This window comes from Paenibacillus endoradicis (genome assembly GCF_024721975.1).
On sequence record NZ_JANQBB010000010.1, the window covers coordinates 56,484 to 78,680 of the forward strand.

The 22,197-nt window shown below is 38.4% G+C and carries 15 protein-coding genes; all 15 read left to right on the forward strand.

What is annotated here, in order from left to right; translation table 11 throughout:
- Positions 1-142: 142 nt before the first annotated feature.
- The 15 genes from spoIID (at position 143) to NV377_RS24415 (ending at position 22,178) form a co-directional block, all read left to right on the forward strand.
- Complete coding sequence (gene spoIID, locus NV377_RS24345) at positions 143-1,396, forward strand: stage II sporulation protein D (RefSeq protein WP_258203427.1); 1,254 nt, start codon at positions 143-145, stop codon at positions 1,394-1,396.
- A 64-nt stretch (positions 1,397-1,460) separates the two neighbouring features.
- Positions 1,461-2,201 carry a M23 family metallopeptidase gene (locus NV377_RS24350; RefSeq protein ID WP_258203428.1) on the forward strand — a complete coding sequence of 247 codons (741 nt, stop codon included), beginning with the start codon at positions 1,461-1,463 and terminating at the stop codon, positions 2,199-2,201.
- A gap of 229 nt (positions 2,202-2,430) precedes the next feature.
- Positions 2,431-2,721 carry a sporulation transcriptional regulator SpoIIID gene (gene spoIIID, locus NV377_RS24355; protein WP_258203429.1) on the forward strand — a complete coding sequence of 97 codons (291 nt, stop codon included), beginning with the start codon at positions 2,431-2,433 and terminating at the stop codon, positions 2,719-2,721.
- Between the two features lie 165 nt (positions 2,722-2,886).
- Positions 2,887-3,876, forward strand: coding sequence for a rod shape-determining protein MreB (mreB, locus tag NV377_RS24360; RefSeq protein WP_258203430.1), 990 nt, complete (start codon positions 2,887-2,889; stop codon positions 3,874-3,876).
- A gap of 360 nt (positions 3,877-4,236) precedes the next feature.
- Complete coding sequence (locus NV377_RS24365; protein ID WP_258203431.1) at positions 4,237-5,097, forward strand: flagellar hook-basal body protein; 861 nt, start codon at positions 4,237-4,239, stop codon at positions 5,095-5,097.
- A gap of 40 nt (positions 5,098-5,137) precedes the next feature.
- Positions 5,138-5,965, forward strand: coding sequence for a flagellar hook-basal body protein (locus NV377_RS24370; protein ID WP_258203432.1), 828 nt, complete (start codon positions 5,138-5,140; stop codon positions 5,963-5,965).
- Positions 5,966-5,990: 25 nt separating this feature from the next.
- Positions 5,991-6,368 carry a DNA-directed RNA polymerase subunit beta gene (locus tag NV377_RS24375; RefSeq protein ID WP_258203433.1) on the forward strand — a complete coding sequence of 126 codons (378 nt, stop codon included), beginning with the start codon at positions 5,991-5,993 and terminating at the stop codon, positions 6,366-6,368.
- Positions 6,369-6,708: 340 nt separating this feature from the next.
- Positions 6,709-7,146: a 3-hydroxyacyl-ACP dehydratase FabZ gene (gene fabZ / locus NV377_RS24380; RefSeq protein WP_258203434.1), complete on the forward strand. Its 438-nt coding sequence runs from the start codon at positions 6,709-6,711 to the stop codon at positions 7,144-7,146.
- A gap of 32 nt (positions 7,147-7,178) precedes the next feature.
- Positions 7,179-8,894: a phospho-sugar mutase gene (locus NV377_RS24385; RefSeq protein WP_258203435.1), complete on the forward strand. Its 1,716-nt coding sequence runs from the start codon at positions 7,179-7,181 to the stop codon at positions 8,892-8,894.
- A gap of 476 nt (positions 8,895-9,370) precedes the next feature.
- Positions 9,371-11,503 carry a DUF5693 family protein gene (locus NV377_RS24390; RefSeq protein WP_258203436.1) on the forward strand — a complete coding sequence of 711 codons (2,133 nt, stop codon included), beginning with the start codon at positions 9,371-9,373 and terminating at the stop codon, positions 11,501-11,503.
- A complete protein-coding gene (gene csaB, locus NV377_RS24395) occupies positions 11,464-12,606 on the forward strand; it encodes a polysaccharide pyruvyl transferase CsaB (RefSeq protein ID WP_373425851.1) in 1,143 nt (380 codons plus the stop codon). The genes NV377_RS24390 and csaB overlap by 40 nt, the downstream gene beginning before the upstream one ends.
- Before the next feature lie 8 nt (positions 12,607-12,614).
- Positions 12,615-13,361 carry a WecB/TagA/CpsF family glycosyltransferase gene (locus NV377_RS24400; protein ID WP_258203437.1) on the forward strand — a complete coding sequence of 249 codons (747 nt, stop codon included), beginning with the start codon at positions 12,615-12,617 and terminating at the stop codon, positions 13,359-13,361.
- Between the two features lie 213 nt (positions 13,362-13,574).
- Entirely contained in the window at positions 13,575-14,720 is a 1,146-nt protein-coding gene (locus NV377_RS24405) for a glycosyltransferase family 4 protein (protein WP_258203438.1), read from the forward strand.
- A gap of 270 nt (positions 14,721-14,990) precedes the next feature.
- A complete protein-coding gene (locus tag NV377_RS24410) occupies positions 14,991-19,265 on the forward strand; it encodes an S-layer homology domain-containing protein (protein ID WP_258203439.1) in 4,275 nt (1,424 codons plus the stop codon).
- Between the two features lie 435 nt (positions 19,266-19,700).
- The gene (locus NV377_RS24415) at positions 19,701-22,178 is read left to right on the forward strand and encodes an Ig-like domain-containing protein (RefSeq protein WP_258203440.1); all 2,478 of its coding nucleotides are present in this window, start codon (positions 19,701-19,703) and stop codon (positions 22,176-22,178) included.
- Positions 22,179-22,197 lie beyond the last annotated feature (19 nt).

The following is a 22,197-nucleotide window of genomic DNA, read 5'->3' on the forward strand; positions in this document are numbered from 1 at the left end:
ACTGATTCTTTTGATCTACCGCTTAAACTACTTCTAATATGAAGGATCTTTAATCTTCTATTTTTCTCATTACTATTCTAATCTATCAATTCTATTCATAGGCTATAGCATGAAAGATGAGAGAAACTAGGCAGAGAGGAAAGTGGATCGTTTGAAAAATGGGCATAGTAAGCCTATTACGAAAATTAGTAGAAGATCAATGATGTCCATTCTATTAGTCTTATGCAGTGTATTAGTAGCTAGTATGCTGATAGTACGATCAACAGAGCCATCTAAGCAGCTAGACACTGATAGAGCTGTAACGGTTGAGATGCCAGCATTAGCACAGCATTCTACATTGAATGAACCCTCATCCGAGCAATCAAGTACATCATCACGGGATAAATACGACATATGGAACTATGGAATGGCAATGGGGCTACAGCATGAACAGGATCAAACAACAAGCTTCGGAAGTAAGAACACGAGCTCCAGTGATAATGAGGAAAGCAAGGAGATAGTGGGTAATCAGAATGACGAAGATCAACCGGTGATTACAGTATTACTTACTGACAAACAAATCGTTGAACGAGTACCATTAGAACAATATGTGTTACAAGTAACATTAGCAGAAGTACCAAACTCATTTGAAACAGAAGCGATTAAAGCTCAAATGTTGGCAGTACGAACTTATATTGTACGTCGGATGATGAATTCATCTAATATGGAGCAACACGAACCAAGTGGAGAACAATATATTGTTACAGATACACAGCAACATCAAGTCTATTGGAGTAATGAGCGAATGTTATCCTATCAAGAAGATAAAAGTAATAAGAAGACACTTGAAAAATTTGAACATGCATTAGAAGAAACAAAGGATCAAATTCTAGTATATAAACAAGAACCAATCGAAGCTGTATTTTTCTCTACTAGTAATGGATATACAGAAGCAGCTGAAGATTATTGGGGTTACGATATCGAATATCTTCAAAGTGTAGAGAGCAAATGGGATCAATCTATTTCACCTAGTTACGAGCAGGAAGTAGCCTTAAGTTATGAGCAACTATATCAATTGCTTGGTCTATCAGAAAATAATAATGATAAGCTCAATATATCAGATGTGGTGCATACTGATAGTAAGCGCATTGCTAACTTATCAATTAATGGACAAACTTTTGAAGGGAAACAACTTCGTGAGTTACTAGGATTAGCATCTACTCACTTTACTTGGACAAAGGATAATAAGGCTCAGACGATTACGTTTACGACGTATGGTTACGGTCATGGCGTTGGTATGAGTCAATGGGGAGCGAACGGAATGGCTCAAGAAGGATATCTAGCAAAGGATATTGTTACTTACTATTATAAAGGTGTTCATATCGAACAAGCTTCAAAGCTTGTAAAAAACTATTAAAAAATAGTATATATCACGTATAAAGATAGTCAGATTGGTAACAATGGCTATTGAGGTGATATTAATGAGTGAATATAATCAAAAATCAAAATCAACAGATGAATCTCTTAAAAATGAAAAGAGAGGTTCTAATGTTGCAAAGTCGGGTTCAGGATTCAAAAAGCTGCTATCGAAAAAATGGTTTTCTCCAGCATTGTTCATGATCACTGCAGCAATTATCGTTACCTTACTGTGGGTGTACCAGGATGTTAATACAGATAAGCCTACAACAGGTACAGAGGTAACTGAAGGAGTAGAAGGTACTGACAGCGAAGTTATTGCAGAGGATCCTCTAGATGCAACAGAAGAAATTGCAGCGACTGGTGAAGATATGCAGTGGCCTGTTGCTAACGTCAGTGATTTCCAAGTAGACATTCCATACTATGATGCACAAGCAACAGCAACAGAGCGTGAAGCTGCATTAATTCAAGTAGGTACAACGTTCGCTGCACATATGGGTATCGACTTCTCTGATCCAGAAGGCAAAGCTTTTGATGTACAAGCAGCATTAGCAGGTACAGTAACTTTGGTAGAATCAAATCCTATTAACGGACACCAAGTAGAAATCAGCCATGGTAACGGATTTATAACTGTATATCAAAGTTTATCTGAAGTAACGGTGAAAGAAGGAGATGAAGTTACTCAAGGTACAATTATTGCAAAAGCTGGTCGCAGTGATGTTGAACGTGATCTTGGTAACCATCTACACTTTGAAGCTCGTCTGAATGGCGCTAACGTCAATCCTAACGACTACATCGTAAAATAAAGATATTTGATAAAGGTACTTCATCCATTTTGGAGGGGTACCTTTATTTATTTTTAAACAGTCATAATCGATAAAAATTTCGCATAATGTGAGTGTCATTTTCATCAAAAAAAAGATGTTTTCGTTAGAAAAAACAACTTTATAACGTTCGTAAAAAGATACATAAAGAATATCTGCCCGCCCCACTCATATAATGTACCAAACTTAATACGAGTAGGGAGGCGGGAGCGTGCACGATTACATCAAGGAGCGAACGATTAAAATAGGCCGTTGTCTTGTGGAAACGAAACAAACGGTACGAACGATCGCCAAAGAATTCGGAGTTTCCAAAAGTACAGTGCATAAGGATTTGACGGAGCGATTGCCAGAAATTAACCCTGAGCTAGCAGATCAAGTGAAGCATATTCTCGAATATCACAAGTCAATACGCCATTTACGAGGCGGGGAAGCGACAAAAATCAAGTATAAAAAGAGTACTCCTAAGAAGCGGGAGGTGCTTACAGCAGGCAATACGAAGTGATTTCGTAGTGTTGCCTATGAGTGTGAAAGAAATACCAATATAATTTCTTTTTTCAAAGAGAGGATTTTCTGTCATTTTGGCGAATAATGTTAGTTAACGGTTATTTCCGGTTAGTGGAGATGCGCTAAGTAATGAATACATTATTCGTTGGAGGACTAGAGCCTGATGTTTAGTAAGGATATTGGTATTGACCTAGGTACGGCAAACGTATCGATTCATGTAAAGGGCAAGGGTGTTGTGCTTGACGAACCTTCTGTAGTAGCTATTGAAAGTGATACAAAAAAAGTGCTAGCAGTTGGAGAAGACGCACATCGTATGGTAGGGCGTACTCCTGGTAATATTATTGCGATTCGTCCATTACGTGACGGTGTAATCGCTGATTTTGACATTACAGAAATTATGCTAAAAGAATTTATTCATCGTGTTGATGGACGTACTTGGTACTCACGTCCGCGTATTTTGATCTGCGCACCTACGAATATTACTTCTGTTGAACAGAAGGCTATTCGTGAGGCCGCTGAACGTAGTGGTGCAAAAGAAGTATATTTAGAAGAAGAACCAAAAGCTGCCGCAATAGGGGCTGGAATGGATATCTTCCAGCCTAGCGGCAACATGGTGGTGGACATCGGTGGCGGTACAACAGATGTAGCAGTACTATCTATGGGTGACATTGTTACAGCGTCTTCTATTAAAGTAGCGGGTGACAAGTTCGACGAATCTATTATGAAATTCATAAAGAACAAGTACAAGTTACTTATCGGTGAAAGAACTAGCGAAGATATTAAAATTCGTATAGGTACAGTACTACTAAACTCTTCAAATGAAGAAATGGATATTCGTGGTCGCGATATGGTAACTGGGTTACCGCAAACGATTACGATCCATTCCAACGAAGTGCGTGAAGCGCTTTGGGATCCAGTTATGTCCATTGTGTCTGCAGCAAAATACGTTCTAGAACAAACTCCTCCAGAATTATCTGCGGATATTATTGATCGTGGTGTTATTCTTACTGGTGGCGGTGCGCTATTAGGTGGATTTGATTCCTTACTTGCTGACCAATTAAAAGTTCCTGTATTAATCGCAGAGAATCCGATGCACTGTGTTGTTAAAGGTACAGGCATTCTATTAGATAATCTGGACAAGCTCAGACGTTAATACAAGTGATGAGACGAGTAAGCGCGGGTAAGACGTCATAGGGGGACGTGCTGAAGCGCTTATTCGTGTAGTAATTCAAATTGTCCGCTTGTGATCACGCGGTAACGCGCTGTAGCATAGTCGGCATCGAAGATGACGTCCATCGGTTGCTCCAGTGCTCACGTACCAATAACGTACGCTTCGCGCTTCGCTTCCCTAGCTTCATGTCATTTTCTTGGTGCTGACAAGCGAACAATTGAACCTTCATTGTAATTTGTAGATCAGATAAGCGAACAATTTGAACGCAACGCACTATTCACATTACGTCTTCTTTATCCGATAATGATATAATAGAATTATGAGATGATGAGGAGGAGCAATATGCTTAGAGGGCTCTATTCCGCTGCATCAGGCTTAATTAGTCAGCAGCGACGTCACGATACCGTTACAAATAATATATCTAATATAGAAACAGCTGGATATAAACAGAATACAACTGCACTTCGTTCATTTAACGAAATGTTATTACAGATGACAGGTGTAGAAAGTACAGGTAACAAAACCATTGGTACATGGACTGGTGCTGTATTTGGGGAAGAAAGTTTAACGTATCATTCGCAAGGTGATATAACACAGACGAATAATGCGAACGATTTTGCTATTATTTCAAATATTTTAGTAGACGGATTGAACTTTGATCAATCAGGGAAAGCTATCTCTCAAGATGGTGAAGTTGTGTTTCAACCGCAAGCATACTTCACGGTTCAGAATGTTTCTGGAGAAGTGAAGTATACTAGAGGTGGTCAATTCTCTGTAGACAGTCAAGGGAACCTGCTTACGAATAATGGCGATCGTGTACTTAATACGAATAATGAGCCAATCGTATTACCTGCAGGAGTAAGCATCAATGATCTTACATTAACTGCTGATCGTCGTCTTGTTACATCAAAAGGTGAAGATACGGGCATTCAGCTCTTAATCTCTCAAATAGATAATCCTAACGGTTTAGTGCGTGAAGGTGATGGAACCTTCAAATTAGTTGAAGGAACCGCTGAAGCAATTGCTGATAATGCTCAAGTTGAAGTAAGACAAGGTTATATTGAACTTTCTAATGTGGATATGACACAAGCGTCCGTTGATTTAATGGCAGCAGCTCGTGCGTATGAGGCAAATCAAAAGATGGTTCAATATTTCGATCAAACATTGCAAAAAACAGCGAATGAAATTGGAAGAATCGAATGATATTCGATAAATTGGATGATCTAGTGAGGTGTGAATTATAATGAATAGCTCAATGGTAAATGCTATCAATTCCATGAATGCCTATCAAAATAAAATCAATACGATTTCTGATAACGTTGCAAACGTAGGCACAGTAGGTTACAAATCGAAATCAGCTGTGTTTAATGATCTATTAACGACTACAAAAGCACAGCCTGAAGGTTTTGGTCTTGATGGACGCTTATCTCCACTAGGTTTCACTCAAGGATGGGGCTCACGCGTAACTGGAATTGCAACGGATTTCACTCAAGGTTCATTGAATCAGACCGGTGTATTGACGGATATGGCCATTGAAGGCGATGCATTATTTGAAGTTATTGTTAATGATTCTGGAACAAAAGCATATACACGAGATGGGTCATTCCAGATTAGTATGAATGCAGCAGGTCAAGGTGTGCTTACTACTAGTGAAGGTTATCCTGTTTCAGGAACATTAGCGGATGGTTCATCTGGACCGATTATTATTCCTAATGGATACGAAATGCAAGTTCAGTCGGACGGAACAGTACTTGCTGTTAACAATAGTGGTACAATTACAGTAGGTTCTATAAATATGGTAAAAGCAGTTAGACCTGATGCAATGACAGCTATTTCAGATAACTTATACGCTGTATCTGCGGGCTTGAATGTTGATCAAGTTGTTGCTAGAATTATTCCTAATGGTGATAACAAAATAGCTATTCGTCAAGGTTACTTAGAGCAATCTAATGTTGACATGGCTACACAAATGACAGATTTAGTTAGAGTACAGCGTGCTTATCAGTTAGCTGCAAGAGCTTTAAGTTCTAGTGATACGATGATGCAATTAGCTAATAACTTACGCTCGTAACATATAGAACGAAGGTGATTGTACAATGAAAGAAAGCGGACATGAAGTAGAAGATCGGAAAAGCAAAGAGCAGTCCTCAAACTTAGATGTTCATACAACGATCGATGATACGGAAAGAAGTATGTTGCTTTCTCGCTCAGACAAGCATAAATCCGCCGGACGAAGTGCTAAAGAAGAAGATGTAGTTGAAGTGAAAAAAGAAGTTTCCACTAAAAAAATACCGTGGTGGGCGAGCTCGACATTTTGGATACTACGTAAATGTATCGCTCCGATTATTATGATCGTGATGTTATTGGTCGGATTGTACATTGGCTATGTTGTTGTAGGTGGCCAACCTAAGGGTGAAATATTGCAGTGGAGTACGTGGAAGCATATGTGGGATCTAGTCTTCGCCGACTCTTAGAGGAAGTTCATGAACTTTCATTGTAATATGGATGTTCAAATCTTCGATAGAATAGATGGTTTACGCAAAAAGAATCAGTCAGCTATAGCTGACTGATTCTTTTTGCGTAAATGGGACTAGAAGGTTTTGGATTTGTTTTCATTTTCCATGAGGTAGTCTATAATAGTTGAAGACAAGTGTATTAATCTACAAAGAGACTTACCCTTTAGAATGTTATTCTAAAAAGTAAATCTCTTATCTCAACCTTCATTACCTGCAGGACAATGTAGGATAGTATTAGTATAGGAATAACGATACACTTTTATACGTAATGATAATATTGGAAGGGGTAATATATACTATGATGGATATCAATGAAATTATGAATGTTATACCACACCGCCCACCTTTTTTACTTGTAGATCGAATGATTGAGGTAGTACCAGGGCAGCGTGCTGTAGGTATAAAAAACGTTACGATGAACGAACCCTACTTCGTAGGACACTTCCCAGGCTATCCAGTTATGCCGGGAGTATTAATAGTTGAAGCATTAGCACAAGTAGGTACGGTTGCTATGCTTACGGTAGAAGGTAATGCTGGTAAGTTAGGTTTCTTCGCTGGTATTGACGGATTCCGTTTCCGTGGTCAAGTTACACCTGGAGATACACTTACTCTTGAAGTGGAAATCACAAGACTTAAGGGCACAATTGGTAAAGGTAAAGGAACTGCTAAAGTAGATGGTAAGGTAGTTGCAGAAGGCGAATTGATGTTTGCGCTATCCGATGCAAATAAGAAATAGAAGAACTACAGTATAGAAAGAGGTTATTGGTAATGGGACAATTGTTGAATGAAGAAGTTTTGAACAAATATGAGTCATGGCTGAATGATAGTAATATTGATGCAGCTACAAAACAAGAGCTACAAGAACTTTCAGGTCAAGACGGTGAGATTTTAGATCGTTTTTATCGTGATCTTGAATTCGGTACAGGTGGTTTACGTGGTGTTATGGGTGCAGGTACGAATCGTCTTAATGCATATACAGTCGGTAAAGCTACTCAAGGACTAGCCAACTGGTTATTAGAGTCGAACGTACAGTCACCATCAGCAGTTATTGCACATGATTCACGTAATAACTCCCCACAATTTGCACTTGATGCTGCACTTGTTTTGGCGGCTAATGGAATTCGCACATATTTATTCACTTCACTTCGTGCTACTCCTCAATTGTCTTATGCAGTTCGTGAGTTACAGGCAAGTACTGGTGTAGTTGTAACGGCAAGTCATAATCCTCCTGAATATAATGGTTATAAGGCATATGGCGCTGATGGATGTCAGTTAATTCCTGAGGATGCAGAAAAGGTCATTGCGGCAATTGCACGTATTGAAAGCTTCGATGAAATTAAGCGTATGAACCAAAAAGAAGCTGAAGAAGCTAATCTTTTAGTATGGCTTGATGAGACAATCGATAACTCCTACGTTGAAACTGTTGTAGCACAAAGTGTGAATCAAGAGCTACTTCAAGGCGATCTAGGTAAAAATTTCAAAGTAGTATTTACACCCCTTCATGGTGCGGGTAATCAGCCAGTGCGTGATGTATTAGCAGCTGCAGGTTTTGAAAAAGTATACGTTGTAGAGCAGCAAGAGCAACCTGATGGTTATTTCAGTACTGTTAAATCTCCGAATCCAGAAGAGAAAGAAGCATTTACACTTGCAATAGAGCTTGCTCGAAAAGTAGGCGCTGATGTTATCGTTGGTACTGACCCTGATGCAGACCGTATGGGCGCGGTTGTGAAAAACAACGAAGGTGAATATGTTGTACTTACAGGTAACCAATCTGGGGCATTAATGATTCATTATTTGTTAGGTCAATTACAACAACGTGGTCAATTACCTGATAATGGTGTTGTTATCAAAACAATCGTGACAAGTGAGATGGGCGAAGTTGTGGCTAAGCATTATGGTGCTTCAGTCGAGAACACTCTTACTGGTTTCAAATATATTGGCGAGAAAATGTCTGCTTATGCAGCGTCAGGCGAGAAAACATTCTTATTCGGATATGAAGAAAGTTATGGTTACTTAACAGGTACTTATGCACGTGATAAAGATGCTATTGTTGCTTCAATGTTGATTTGTGAAGCTGCGGCTTATTACAGTACTCAAGGAAAAACATTGTATGATGTGCTACAAGAACTATACCAACAATTTGGTTACTATCTTGAAACACAACAATCACGTACATTGAAAGGGATCGATGGCGTACAGCAAATAGCTGCTATTATGAATAGCTTCCGCGAGCAACCCCCTGTGGAGATCGCAGGTGTTACTGTTACAGAAGTTCTTGACTACTCCAAAGGTATTCAAGGATTACGTCCTGAAAATGTATTGAAATATATGCTTGCAGACGGTTCTTGGTTCTGCCTACGCCCATCTGGTACTGAACCGAAAATTAAAGTGTACTTCGCTGTGAAAGGTTCTTCCGAAGAAGATGCAGTTAACAAGCAGGGGAGAGTATCGGCAGCGGTAATGCAAAGAGTAGACTCCCTATAGGAGAGGATGTTCAAATCGTGCGCCCGTGATCACGATGTAACGCGCGTTATAGCTTAGTCGGCATCGAAAATGACGTTCATCGGAAGCCTGTGATACTCACGTACCCAAGACGTACGCTCCGTGTCTCGTTTCCTAGCTTCCCGTCACTTTCTTGGTGCTGACGTGCGAACGATTTGAACTTTCATTGGAAAAAGGACCGTTCAAATCGTCCATCCGTGATCACGATGTAACGCGTTGTGGCTTACTCGGAGACGAACATGACAATGACCGCCCGTGTACTCGAATCGTACACATTGCTAGGTTCAGACATGAGAACAACCTGAACAGAAACTAATTAACATTATTTTTAATAAAGATGACGTCAATGTAGCATTTTATAGTATAGGACATATATTCAGGTTGCCACCTTACTTAAATTACGGGTGGCAATACTATGTTTTGCTCAATGATGGTTTCCGCAGAAAGAGAGGGCTTTTGTGCGCACACTATGGCAGCGTTTTAATAGACAAGCTAAGCTTTGTTTATGGGTAATTACATTAATAGGTGTTATTGCAGCTATTCCATTAGGCTTTATACGTGTAGAGATGGAACATTCCTCAGACACCGTAGAGTATGTATTTGATTATCGAGACTTAGAGGAAATTGCGAATTATCAATTGGACTTTACGAAATATATGGACGAGCAGCTCGCTAGTTTGAAAGCAGCTGGCGTAAACTCTATGTCCTTATATGAAAGTTCTTTAAAAGACTTGATGCAATCAGGACGTTTGGTGTACTACTCTGAGAAAGAAATGGCAACTTTGAAGGGCGAAGTGCTCGACACTAATGTTAACCATACTTACGTTCTGTTCAGTAGTGAGCAAGCAGCTACGGAAATTTCACCAATCATTAAACGTGAATTTGAACGTCAAGGTGTCAATGTTACGGAGTATGAATACAAAGGTAAGTCAGGTCTGATTATTGATGAAGCAGTTAATGCTGCTACATTAAAAACATTAGATTTTGATCCTATGACAATAGACAAATTAATTAGTATGGGATTCAATATCGTAGCACGTTTTTCTGACCGTATTCAGCCATTTGATGTGAATTGGGGTGCTGAACAACTTGCTCGTCTCAATGAACATGGCGTTACGCGTATTATTTTCGACGGTACTAAAGTAAAAGGTGCTACGGATCAAGCTGAATTGAAAAGCTTGACTCAATATGCTGCACTTCTTGAAAAATATAATATCGGTGTAAGTATTATCGAAAACTTGAAAGCACCACAAGAAGGCTTAGATAAGCTTGCATATGGAACTAATTATAATATCGTTCGTGTATATTCTTTATCTCCTGACGATAGCTTTACAATGACCGCTGAAGGAATGACAGATCGTTTCTTACTTGCAGCTAAAGATCGTAATATTCGTATATTCTTCCTGAATGTTGGTATTAAATCAAATGGTAACACAGGTGTGCTTGAAAGCTCTGTTGAGAAACTTGTTAATGAACTTGCAGGTGAAGAAGGAGTAATCGCACAATTAAATGCTGAAGGGTACACTTCAGGAATTGCAAAAGCATTTACGTATGAAAATCCGGCTTGGGTTAAATATTTACGTATGATCGTTGTACTTGGAGCAATTGCGATTATTACATTACTAATTTCTACATTTATTCCAGGTAGTCAGCTTATCGTATTCTTGCTAGGTCTGATCGGTTCTGCTGGTTTGTACGTGCTGAATAGCTCGCTGCTAGAGCAGGGGTTGGCATTAGGCGCAGCGATAAGTGGACCGACACTAGGAGTCATTTGGATCATGAATCGTATCTATGCTCGCACTATCGGAGAGCGTCGTATGGTTGGTGGCAACGAATGGACTCTGGGTGGCACAACTCCGATTCATGATGGTAGCTTAGAGCAACATAAATGGATTTTCCCTGATATTGCTGCTACACGTCGCTTAGGGCTTGCTCTGAACTGGTTCGTTGTTGGGACATGCATTACGCTATGTTCTGTTCCACTCGTATTTGGACTATTGCATAACATTACGTATCGTCTAGTCATTGAACAATTCCGCGGGGTAAGTGCGCTTCATATTGGTCCAATTGTTCTAGTTGCGATTTATGTGTTCTTATATCAAGGCAATGGCGCTAAAGGTGTGCTTTCGCGTCTATGGAATATTCTTGTAAAGCCAATTACTTTGCTGTGGATTGTAATTGCGCTTGTGTTAGCTGCTATAGGGTTATACTACTTAAGCCGTACTGGTAATAGTGGACAAGTACCAGCAATAGAATTAATCGTTCGTCGCTGGTTAGAATCAACCGTTGGAGTACGTCCACGCTTCAAAGAATTTATGATTGGACATCCACCGATGTTATTAGGTCTATTCCTTGCCCTTCGTTATCGTTCTGCTTGGTTACTTATTATTATAGGGACACTAGGTCAGTTGACGATGGTAAGTACATTTACACATATTCATTCTCCATTATTAATTTCTGTCATTCGTACGGGATTAGGACTTGGTGTGGGTATCATCTTCGGCTTAATACTTATCGGCATTTGGATTGTATTGGAAGGGGTTTGGCGTAAATGGGTATGGCCTCCAATTCGACAACGTTTAGAATTGTAATTTCAGGTTATTACGGTTTTCGCAATAGTGGGGACGAAGCGGTGCTTCGTTCTATCCTACTTGCCTTGAAAGAACAAGGTAAACGCGCGAACGTAACCATTGTGCCTATCGTGCTAAGTAATGATTCTGCTTTGACAACTGCCATGTATGGTGTAGAGTCTATGCCACGGATGCATCCTGCTTCTTTATGGAAAGCATTGAAGTCAGCAGACGCCCTTATAAGTGGTGGAGGAAGTTTATTACAAGATGCAACGGGCAAGAAGACTATTCCGTATTATACTGGAGTCATTAAACTTGCCCAGTGGTTAGGCAAACCAACCTTTATCTATGCACAAGGATTAGGGCCGGTTAATTCTCGAGCAATGTTCCCATTAATTTCCTCAGCGATGAAGAAAAGTAGCTACATTTCAGTTAGAGATGAACAATCTGCACGGTTATTGCGTAATGTTGGCGTAGTTAAACAGCCAATCGACGTAGTTCCCGATCCAGTGATGGGTATGCCACTTCCTGATCGACAAACAGCTTGGAAGGCAATGGAGCAAGACAAGCCTGTTATTGGCGTTTCTGTTCGTTTCTGGCGTAGTGATCGCCAAGAGCTGGATTCAATTGCAGCAGCTTTACTTAAATTAATGAATGAACGTGATGTTCATATTCGCTTCTTACCGTTTCATACGCCCGATGATGTGGAAGCGTCTCGTTATGTCCACAATCTCATCGTACCGCACCTTAATAAGGCAAGTACGTTAGAAATCGCTGATGTCGAAGACGACCCACAGCAGATGCTATTAGCCGTTTCACAGTGTGATGTCTTGTTCGGTATGCGACTTCATGCATTAATCTATGCGGCTAATCAACGCATACCTTTGATTGGTCTAAGCTATGATCCAAAAATTGATCAATTTCTAGAGCGAATCGGTTCAGAGGCAATTGGATCGACAGAACAATTGAATGCGGATCAATTTACTACGAAGGTCATGCAATTATTAGATGGCAAAGATAAGTGGAAAACGGACAAAGAACCTTATATTTCACAACTTATTGAACAATCTCAGAAACCAGCGCAACAATTGATCCAATTTTTGCGTCAAAATATATCGAGGTGATGATCCTCATGACGAAACCTGTACCGAAAATTCCGATCTTTGGTATTCCGTTTTCCAAAATGAGCATGCAAGAAACGGTTGAACATGTAACTGAACGTATTGAATCCAATATTCAAACCCATGTAATTACAGCAAATCCAATTATGGTCATGACAGCTCTAGAAAAACCTCAGTACAAAGAAATGATGTTCAAAGCAGATCTTATTGTGCCTGATGGTGCTGGTATCCTATGGGCAGCAAAGCAAGGTGGTAATCCAATTGAAGAGCGGGTTACGGGTATTGAACTTATTCATGAGCTGATGGCTAAAGGTGAGAAGCATCATTGGAAAGTGTATTTACTAGGTACGAGTCAAGAAGTTATTGAATCTGCTGCCAACATGCTTCAATTGCAATATCCTCAAGTGAGAGTAGTGGGTTATCGAAATGGTTACTTTACTGCTGAGCATGATGCTGAAGTTGTAGCAGAAATAGCAGAGTTGCAGCCACATTTGCTCTTTGTAGCTAGAGGTGCCGAAACACAAGAACCTTGGATTGTGAAGTATAGGAAGCAACTAGGCGTTCCCCTTATTATGGGCGTCGGCGGTAGTTTTGACGTTATTTCAGGTCAATTGAAGCGTGCGCCGAAATGGATGCAAAAATCAAAACTTGAATGGTTATTCCGATTATTGCAAGAACCGAAACGTTTACCAAGAATGATGGTTATTCCTAAATTTATGATTAAAGTGATGCGAAACCGCGATAATGTAACAAAATAAGTAGGAAACGATTGTTTTTCAATCAAATTTATGTAAATTTGCACGAAATCGATAGTAGTAATTTACCTTAGTGGGGAGTATAATTCTGTTTGGTGCCTTATATATAAAGAACTGGCATCAAGACCTTGGATAAGTTGATGGCTACTTGTGAATGATAAGCACATCGCAATCATCTATTTCCGCTTGTACGTACAGAGGGGGAGAATTATTATTATGCCAATTGGAGCAGTGTATGCGGTTGGTTTCGTAATTGCACTTGTAATAGCCTTGGTATTAACGCCGTTGGTTAAAAAGTTTGCATTTATGGTCGGCGCAATTGATAAACCGAATCATCGTAAAGTTCATACAAGAATCATGCCGCGAATGGGTGGTCTTGCTATCTATCTTGCGTTTGTCGGAGCATTTTTCTGTGTATTCGCATTAATTCCTGAAGGTACATGGCTACCGAAAGATTCTAATCTTGTGAAAGCGATGCTAGTTGGAGGCACAATTATTATCGTAACAGGTGCACTTGATGATCGCTTTGAACTATCCGCGAAACTTAAACTTGTATTTCAGATTATTGCAGCATGTGTTGTTGTATTTGGATTCGATATTCATATTAGCTTTGTTAGCTTGCCGTTCGGAGAGAACATGCAGCAACTGAAGGAATGGATCGGTATTCCCGTAACAATTCTTTGGATCGTAGGCGTAACCAATGCCATTAATCTTATTGATGGTCTAGATGGTCTAGCCGCTGGTGTTTCCGGTATCGCAATTAGTACTATTCTTATTATGGCAATTATTATGGGCTTCCAGCCTGTTATTCTTATGAGTACATTGTTACTCGGTGGTATTATAGGATTTATGAAATATAATTTTCATCCAGCCAAAATTTTTATGGGCGACTCAGGGTCACTGTTTCTAGGCTACTGCTTAGCGTTGTTATCTTTGATTTCCTTTAAACAAATTACACTTGTATCATTTGTCATTCCGTTGCTTATTATCGGTGTACCGCTATCTGATACATTTTTCGCCATTATTCGTCGATTAGTGAACAAAAAGCCAATCTTCGCACCTGACAAAGGTCATCTACATCACCGTTTGCAAGACCTTGGCTTCAGCCATCGTAGAACGGTACTGATGATATGGGGGATTGCAGCAATCTTTGGCGCTATGGCAATTATTCAATCAGCTGTTATCAAATTCAACGGTGCGAACTGGATTACATTCGCTGTAGTATGTTTAGTTATCTTCTTCTTACAAATTGGCGCAGAAGTTATCGGCATCGTGGATAAATCAAGAAGACCCGTCATTAATCTGCTAACGAAGCTTGGACTCAAGATCGGTAAAGTTAATGCGGAGTCTCGAAGTAAATAATTATACCAACATCATATAAATGAAAAAACTACTAAACATTATTGTTTAGTAGTTTTTTCATTTTAAAATCCCTTAAAAAGAACATCTCTCTAACCGATATACAGTGTATGGAACTTTTTTGGACATTTTGCGTCTATAGTAAGATAGGACATGTAAATTATGGGAAGGAGTATTAAATTTTGAAGGCTATTCTCACATGTGATCTGCATTAAAATGCAATTCATATAGGAGCTAAATAATAAATATGGTTGTCAGAGAGGAGTTATTCACTTGAAAAAGTTTTTATCAATTGTTTTAACATTGGCGTTATTCATATCATTACTTCCAATGTATGGAACGACAAATCAAGCTGAAGCTGCAGGTAGTTACTTCTTGTTCCCGAACGAGAAAGATGTGAAAGCTTCAGCAAGAACGGTTTCTAGTAAATATGTTAATCTTACAGGTACGATTAATGGGATCGTAGGTTCTTCTATCAGTTACAAAGTAGAACAAGTAACTGCTAGTAGTGATGTGCCACTTAATAGTACACAAGAAATTTCAACTGGTATTACAACCACGGGTAATAATTCGATTACAGTTTCTAATCTAGAATTATTTGCGGGTATGAATAAAATTACGTTTAAAGGTGTTGCAGGCACTTCTACTGTAGAAGAATATATCTATATTGAGTATCGTGATAGTCCGATGCTAAATAACTTGCAAATTCTATTTGAAAACCAATCCTATAATGTAGAAGAAAATGGAGTGACGATGCTTTACTCTAATGCTACAACTCCTTCTTCAACAGGTAACATTACTATTGTTGGTAGTGCTCCTAATGCAAGCAGAGTAACGGTTGAAATCAATGGAAATAGTTATGAATTTAATGTTTCTGCCAATTCGACAGAGTATAGATTCTCAACTTCACAACTTGTTATTAATAAAGGTATGAACACAATTAAGTTCAAAGTATCTAACAGTGGACAAATTATCGAAACAACTCGTCTAGTAACTTTATACAATGGTGAGGTGACGCACTACGATGAGAAGATTTCTGATGGTACGAACACATACGATATTAAGTTCGGTGAGGAATATTCTGTAGTTAATACAAATAACCTAACGCTAACAGGAAAAGCAATTATACCACTGCCACTATATGATGTTGCGGGTATTCCATCGCCAGAGGTTCCTGGAGTTGATTATAGTATTGATCTAACGAATAGTACGGCTAATCAAGCTGTTAAAGATGCGGTATTTGCAGCATTAAAGAAAAATATTACTATAGCTTTTGGTCTTGCAGCAGTAGATCCTATCGTTACAATTGATAGTATTAATCCTGCTGTAATAAATAATACATCCAAATTTGTAACAGTGAGCTACAAGTTTAATCTGAGTAACTTAGGATTAGCTTATAACACGCCAATTACTTATAAGATTAAAGCCCCTAACGGCAAGAGCCTAAATACTTCTACAGAGCGCAATTTTGTTTTACGTAATGGTAGTTTAGCCTATATCGCTGATATAAATTATTTGACTGGCTTTGATTCGACAATGACTAAGTCAGATCCAAACGATTCAAACTACGCAAAGGCTGTAATTCCTAATCAAATTAAAGCATTAGAAGGTACAGACATTCCTAGCTCAGGTGTAGAGGTGTACTCAGTACCTATGGGTGTAGAATTATTAATAGCTAACCATACTAGCTTAAACAAGAGTGTTGCTGGTTTAAATAGTTTAATTAAAGTCGAAATTAACGGCAAATCGTACGCCTACAAAGTAATAGGGGTAGACTCTAACACACCAGTTATGGAAGAAGTTACAAAGATAGTTAATGGTATTCCACAATCATATTTACGTGTGTTTCTGCAATTTGCTCAATTAGACAAATCTGGTACGAATACAGTAAAGTTTCAACTTAGTGGTAACGGAGCCGTTACTGAAATCAAAACAGTAATCTTCAAACTACAATATGGACCATACGTGAAATTTGAAAGCATTGTTGATGGTATGGCTGTTCAATATGATTCCTACAAAGACACAGATATAGACCTTTTAGAAAAACTTGGTGGATTAACTGGTAGAATTATGAATGTTGCCAATAATTCAGATATTTTATATAAAGATTTAACTACGAATGGTGTTACGAAAAAAGCATCAGTATTTGTATATTTGAATAATGTTAAACTAAATATGGAATCGTCAGATAGTAGTAATCCAAACGCTAACTTATTTAAACCGAATGGAATTACCATTAACGCTAACAATACTCTTACAATTACTCCGGCTACAGCTGGTGAACTAGTTGCTATTATGAATAAAGCGGGCGAAAATACGCTGAAATTCATGTTCTATACCGATTCATACAGCTATGAGAGTACAGTGAAGTTCAGTGTTGTTCCAACGAACTTGCCTGTTATTCCCGCTGATAAAACAGATGGCGTGTATCCATATGCAGTTAATACGCAATGGCCTCCTGTAGGAAATGACGCTAAATTCACGCTGACAAATGGAATTTATACGACTAAGGAAGCCGAGTTTAATGTGTATGGCACATTTGACTTTGTAGACTTGGGTATCAGTGAAGCTGACATTAATGCTACAATGGGTGTTACTTCTTCAGGTACCAATAATGGTAGTATTATGAAAGAAAACTATATTGTATCGATCTCTAATCCGAACTGGGATAATCCTATAAAGTGGGATCTATCAAAAGAATTTACAGTTGTTGATAAGAACAAAAATAAGCTTAATAACGCAAATGGAACAGCGTGGAAATACAATGAAAATAATAAAGTCTTGAGTCCAGATGCGGCCATTGCATTCTACTATGATAAAGACAACCAAAGTTTCTTCTTTGATATTACTGGTCAACAAATGCCGGAAGATGGTAGTCCGTTAGTTTATGTTATCTCCGTATTCAATGCTGGAGATGCTGGACCACGTGCTACGTATCGTCTTGAGATTAATCCAATTTCTATTCCGTATACGATCAAATCTCCAGTAGAAGAAGAACGTATTGTGAATCAGAACTTTGTAGAATTCATTATTAATGCTCCAGGTGCCGAATCTGTTGTAGTAAATAAAATTAAAGCAGAAAAGGTAGTGTTCTTGGATTATAATTCTGCAGATTCAAGAGTCAATGCGTTCAAAGCGGTTATTCCAAACCTAGGTGCGAATAAAGACACCAAAATATCGTTCACTATCACTAGAGGCGATACGACAATCACGGATACTATTACAGTGAAATATGTGCCTACGAATATTCCAGGTGCACAATATATGACACCACTAGATAAAACTCATAAAGTATTTAATAACAGCTTAACGCTGACATTTCCGAAAAGTACGAATCTAATTCGTTCGGAGTTTAAAAAGACGGATGATTATGCAACTCAAGTATTTAACGGTCATAACCTTTTGTTTGCCATTGCAAACTCTGAAGATGGGATAGTAGATCGTCATATGTATGACGGGCAAGCACCTAACTATACAGCTTCCAGTAATTCTACTGGTTATCTGTGGGTAAAAACTCGCTTCGAAGATATAGCAAGCCGTTACATTAAAGCAAGTCCGTTATATTGGATAGATGGTGGACTAGCTGACGATCCAGATACAACGAACAAATTTGACCCGATTAAGACAGGTCTAGATCCATTCCCGTTCCCTAATATTGAGGGACAATATAGTGAAAACTTTGCAAGTCGCTACCAGCAATATAATCGACAATTACTACCGAGCAATGTTGGTCAATTGACATTGACTTACGATCAGAACATTGTTTCTAGTGCAGGAACTACAGTTACGGTATTCCGCTTTGACCCCGTAGAATTATCATGGGAAAACATCGGTGGGGTTGTTGATACAAAAAAAGGTACAATTACAGTACCATTCACTAAATTCGGTTACTATGTCGTTACTAAGCTAACTCGTAGCTATAATGATATTATCGATCATAGCTATGCTCGTGAAGCGATGGAGGCAATCTATGCCAAAGGTGTTATGAATGCTGTTCAACCAGTCAATCAATTTGGTGGAGATCGTTATGTCACTCGTGGAGAGTTTACGCGTATGATTGTTAGAGCGCTTGATCTACCATTGAATTATGATGGTACATTGCACTTTACGTATTACCCAGAGACAATTACTAACGCAAGTAATCCTGAAGCGATTTACGATTATCGTTATATCGAGACAGCAGCACGAGCAGGTATTGTTAATGGTACGCGACCAGGTTTCTTCGATGAGGATGTACAACTTACAAGACAAGATGCTTCGGTAATTCTTGCTAGAGCGCTAGAGCTTAAGTTAGAGACGAGTTCTACTAAAGCGAAGACTCAACTAGACAAAGCTTTCAAAGATGGAGCTAACTTCGACTTCTATGCTATTCCGTCAGTATTAGCTATTCAGAAGAAGGGTTTCATTGTAGGTAAGCCAATTAGCACAACAGATCCGAAAGCTGGATATATGTTTGATCCGAAAGCCAGAATGCTTCGTAGTGATGCAGCGATTATTTTATCTCGCGTCATGGCTGATCAGAAGAAGCTTCCAGTTATCTATAATTAGTAAGATCAAGAACGGTACGGATTAATCCGTACCGTTTATTGCTTTCAATGGTAAAACTTTGGTATCGACTTAAAATCTAGTACAAGCTATACTAGTAAATAGAAGATTGGAATAATAATTTCCATATTATGCTTTCCATCAATTCTTGAAAATTATTATAGATTGCGCAACTTTTTCAAAGTTGATACGTCTATATATATGTAAAGATGAGATGGGAAGATGAAGAATGAAAAATTTCGGAAATATTTGGAATGAAATTTGAACTTCCTCTTTACGGTGTAGGTACAACAATGTATAATGTTATAGTGATACATATAATCTACCAGTACTCTCTCATTCGTTTACAAGTTTCTACAACATGTTACTTATTAAGTCGTGTTAGTAGACATTATTTTATAATTACGTGCTCTACTCTAGGAAGGGGGTGAATTGGCTATGAGTAAAACGAGCCATTTATTATCAAAACAAAACTCTCAACAACCGAAGCAATTTAGAGGAGGAGAAAAAAAGGTTATGAAAAAAAGTTTATCCCTATTAGTTGCGATTGCCATGGTATTCTCCATGTTCGCAACACTTGTATCTGCAGCTGAAAAAACTGCAGGTGAGAAATTAGAAGCATATGGTATTATTAAAGGTACTTCTGAAGGTCTTTCTGAGGACGCTGAATGGAAACGTCAAGACGTAACTGTTCTAATCTCTCGTCTACTTGGAGTAGAAGCTAAAGCTGCTGCTACTGCAAACACTCACGGATTCACTGATGTAGATTCTAAATTCTACAACGGTTATATCTCTTGGGCAAAAGCTGAAGGTTATTTCCTTGGCGAAACAGCAACTGTGTTTGGTGTAGGTAACTCTATCACTAACCAAGAATTCGCAGCTGTACTTCTTCGCGTACTAGGTCTTAAAGACGTTCCTTACGCTGAAGCTTTTGAAAAAGCTGTTGAATTGAAACTAGTTTCTGCTGATCTAGTGAAAACTGATAAAGCTATTCGTGGCAATATCTACACTGCACTAGTAACAGCTCTTGATTATGAAATCGATGGCAAAAAACTAGGTACTATTCTTGGTCTTGAAGGTTATAAAGTTGTTGACGTTGCAATTTCTTCTGCAAAATCAACTAACTCTAAAACTGTTGTAGTTGAATACAACCAAGAAATCGCTGATGTGATTGCTAACGATTTCACAGTTCTTGGTCCAGATGATTCTTTACAAGTAATTGAATCAGTTGCTACTTCTGGTAAAACTGCAACAATTACACTTACTGAATCTTTGAAACAAGAAAAAACTTATACTGTTACTTCTACAGGAGTAATAAGCAAAGATAAAGCTCAAACACAAGCTAAAGATCAAACAGCTGAATTCACTTATGTTAAAACAGCTCCAGTTTCTGTTGAAGTAACTAAAACTGTTGTTGCACATGATTCAGTAGTACCATATGCTATTAAAGATGCTGCTGGTAATGATATCGCTGTTGACGTACTAGCTAACGATGATTATATTGTAACTGCAGTTTCTTCTGCTCATGATGTTATTGGTGTTGATAGCACTGATACTGAATTGAAGTCTAAAAACGAAGATGGTTATTCTGTAGTAAACGTTACTGTTGTGATTGATGAGGATAAAACTATTGAGTCTGGTAACACTGTTGTTAAAGTTCAACCAACTGTTAACATCGTAAATGGTGTTTCTGAACTTACTCTAGGTGACCTAGGTAAAGATGCTGTTCTTTCTATCTTTGCTGGTGAATCTGGTGTGTTTGCAACTAAAGTAGTTGATACAGCTGGTAACACGGTTGTTCCAACTGAAAAAACTTTCAAATCTGCTAATCCGTCTATACTAGTTGTTGATACAAATGAAGGTACTGTTCAAGCTGTTAAAGCTGGTTCTGCTACTGTAACATACACTGCTAAGTATAACGATAAAACAGTTACAAAATCTGTTGTTATCACAGTTAAAGCTGAAGCTAAATTAACTTCAATCGAAGTTAGTAAATCTTCTGTGAAACTAGTTGATACAGCTGGTATTGCTGAAACTGTTAAAGTAACTCTTAAAGATCAATACGGCGATAAAATGAAAAACTATGATGACAAAAACCTTGAAATTACTGTTAAAAACGGTGATGTTGTAACAATCAACGATGAAGCTGTTGCTAAAGGTGCTGTAGAAACAATTACTGACCTAACTTCTGGTGAAGTTTCTCTAGTAATTGCAGAAAATGCTAATGATGCAGCTTCTGAAGTAATTACAGTTAAAGTTGGAACTTTCAAGAAAACAATTAGTGCATCTGTTGTTAAAAAAGCTGCTCTAGCAGGTTACATTGCTGAAATTTCTGCAGAAAAAATCGACAAAAACGCTGGTAATGGCGATAAAGCTCTTGACGATGCAACTGCAACAGTAAAAGTTTACGAAAAAGACACTAACGGTAATAAAATTGGTATCGTTACTGATTTCGATCTAGAACTTTCAAAAGGTGAGTTCATTGAATTCGCTGACGCTGCTGAGCACACTGTTAAAGTAATTAAAGCTGGTAAAGAAGTAATTACAGTTAAAGTTAAAGGTGTTAAAGTTGCTTCATTCAATGTAGAAGCTGTTAATACTGCATCTACTTTGACTAAATATACACAAGCTAAAAATGCTTTGTCACTTAAAAACACTGCTAATCTTTCACATGAACTATTCGGTTATGTGAATGCTGATGGTGATGTTGTTAAAGGTGCATTTGTTGGTTACGATCAGTATGGTACAGTAGTTGATCTTACTGGTGCAGATATCTCTGTATACTCTGCAAACAAAAACATCATTGATGGTAAAACAGTTAATGAGGTTGACTTCACAACTGACGCTGGTACTGTTCTTCTTACAGTAGTTATCGAAGGTAATGTATTTACAATCAGTGTTAAAGTATCTAAATAATCGAATCTTCGATTAAACT

What these genes read in the sequence shown, in the direction of transcription:
- NV377_RS24350 (WP_258203428.1), top strand. Translation starts at nt 1,461, where the DNA reads ATGAGTGAATATAATCAAAAATCAAAATCAACAGATGAATCTCTTAAA.
- mreB (WP_258203430.1), top strand. Translation starts at nt 2,887, where the DNA reads ATGTTTAGTAAGGATATTGGTATTGACCTAGGTACGGCAAACGTATCG.
- NV377_RS24365 (WP_258203431.1), top strand. Translation starts at nt 4,237, where the DNA reads ATGCTTAGAGGGCTCTATTCCGCTGCATCAGGCTTAATTAGTCAGCAG.
- NV377_RS24370 (WP_258203432.1), top strand. Translation starts at nt 5,138, where the DNA reads ATGAATAGCTCAATGGTAAATGCTATCAATTCCATGAATGCCTATCAA.
- NV377_RS24375 (WP_258203433.1), top strand. Translation starts at nt 5,991, where the DNA reads ATGAAAGAAAGCGGACATGAAGTAGAAGATCGGAAAAGCAAAGAGCAG.
- fabZ (WP_258203434.1), top strand. Translation starts at nt 6,709, where the DNA reads ATGATGGATATCAATGAAATTATGAATGTTATACCACACCGCCCACCT.
- NV377_RS24385 (WP_258203435.1), top strand. Translation starts at nt 7,179, where the DNA reads ATGGGACAATTGTTGAATGAAGAAGTTTTGAACAAATATGAGTCATGG.
- csaB (WP_373425851.1), top strand. Translation starts at nt 11,464, where the DNA reads ATGGGTATGGCCTCCAATTCGACAACGTTTAGAATTGTAATTTCAGGT.
- NV377_RS24400 (WP_258203437.1), top strand. Translation starts at nt 12,615, where the DNA reads ATGACGAAACCTGTACCGAAAATTCCGATCTTTGGTATTCCGTTTTCC.
- NV377_RS24405 (WP_258203438.1), top strand. Translation starts at nt 13,575, where the DNA reads ATGCCAATTGGAGCAGTGTATGCGGTTGGTTTCGTAATTGCACTTGTA.
- NV377_RS24415 (WP_258203440.1), top strand. Translation starts at nt 19,701, where the DNA reads ATGAGTAAAACGAGCCATTTATTATCAAAACAAAACTCTCAACAACCG.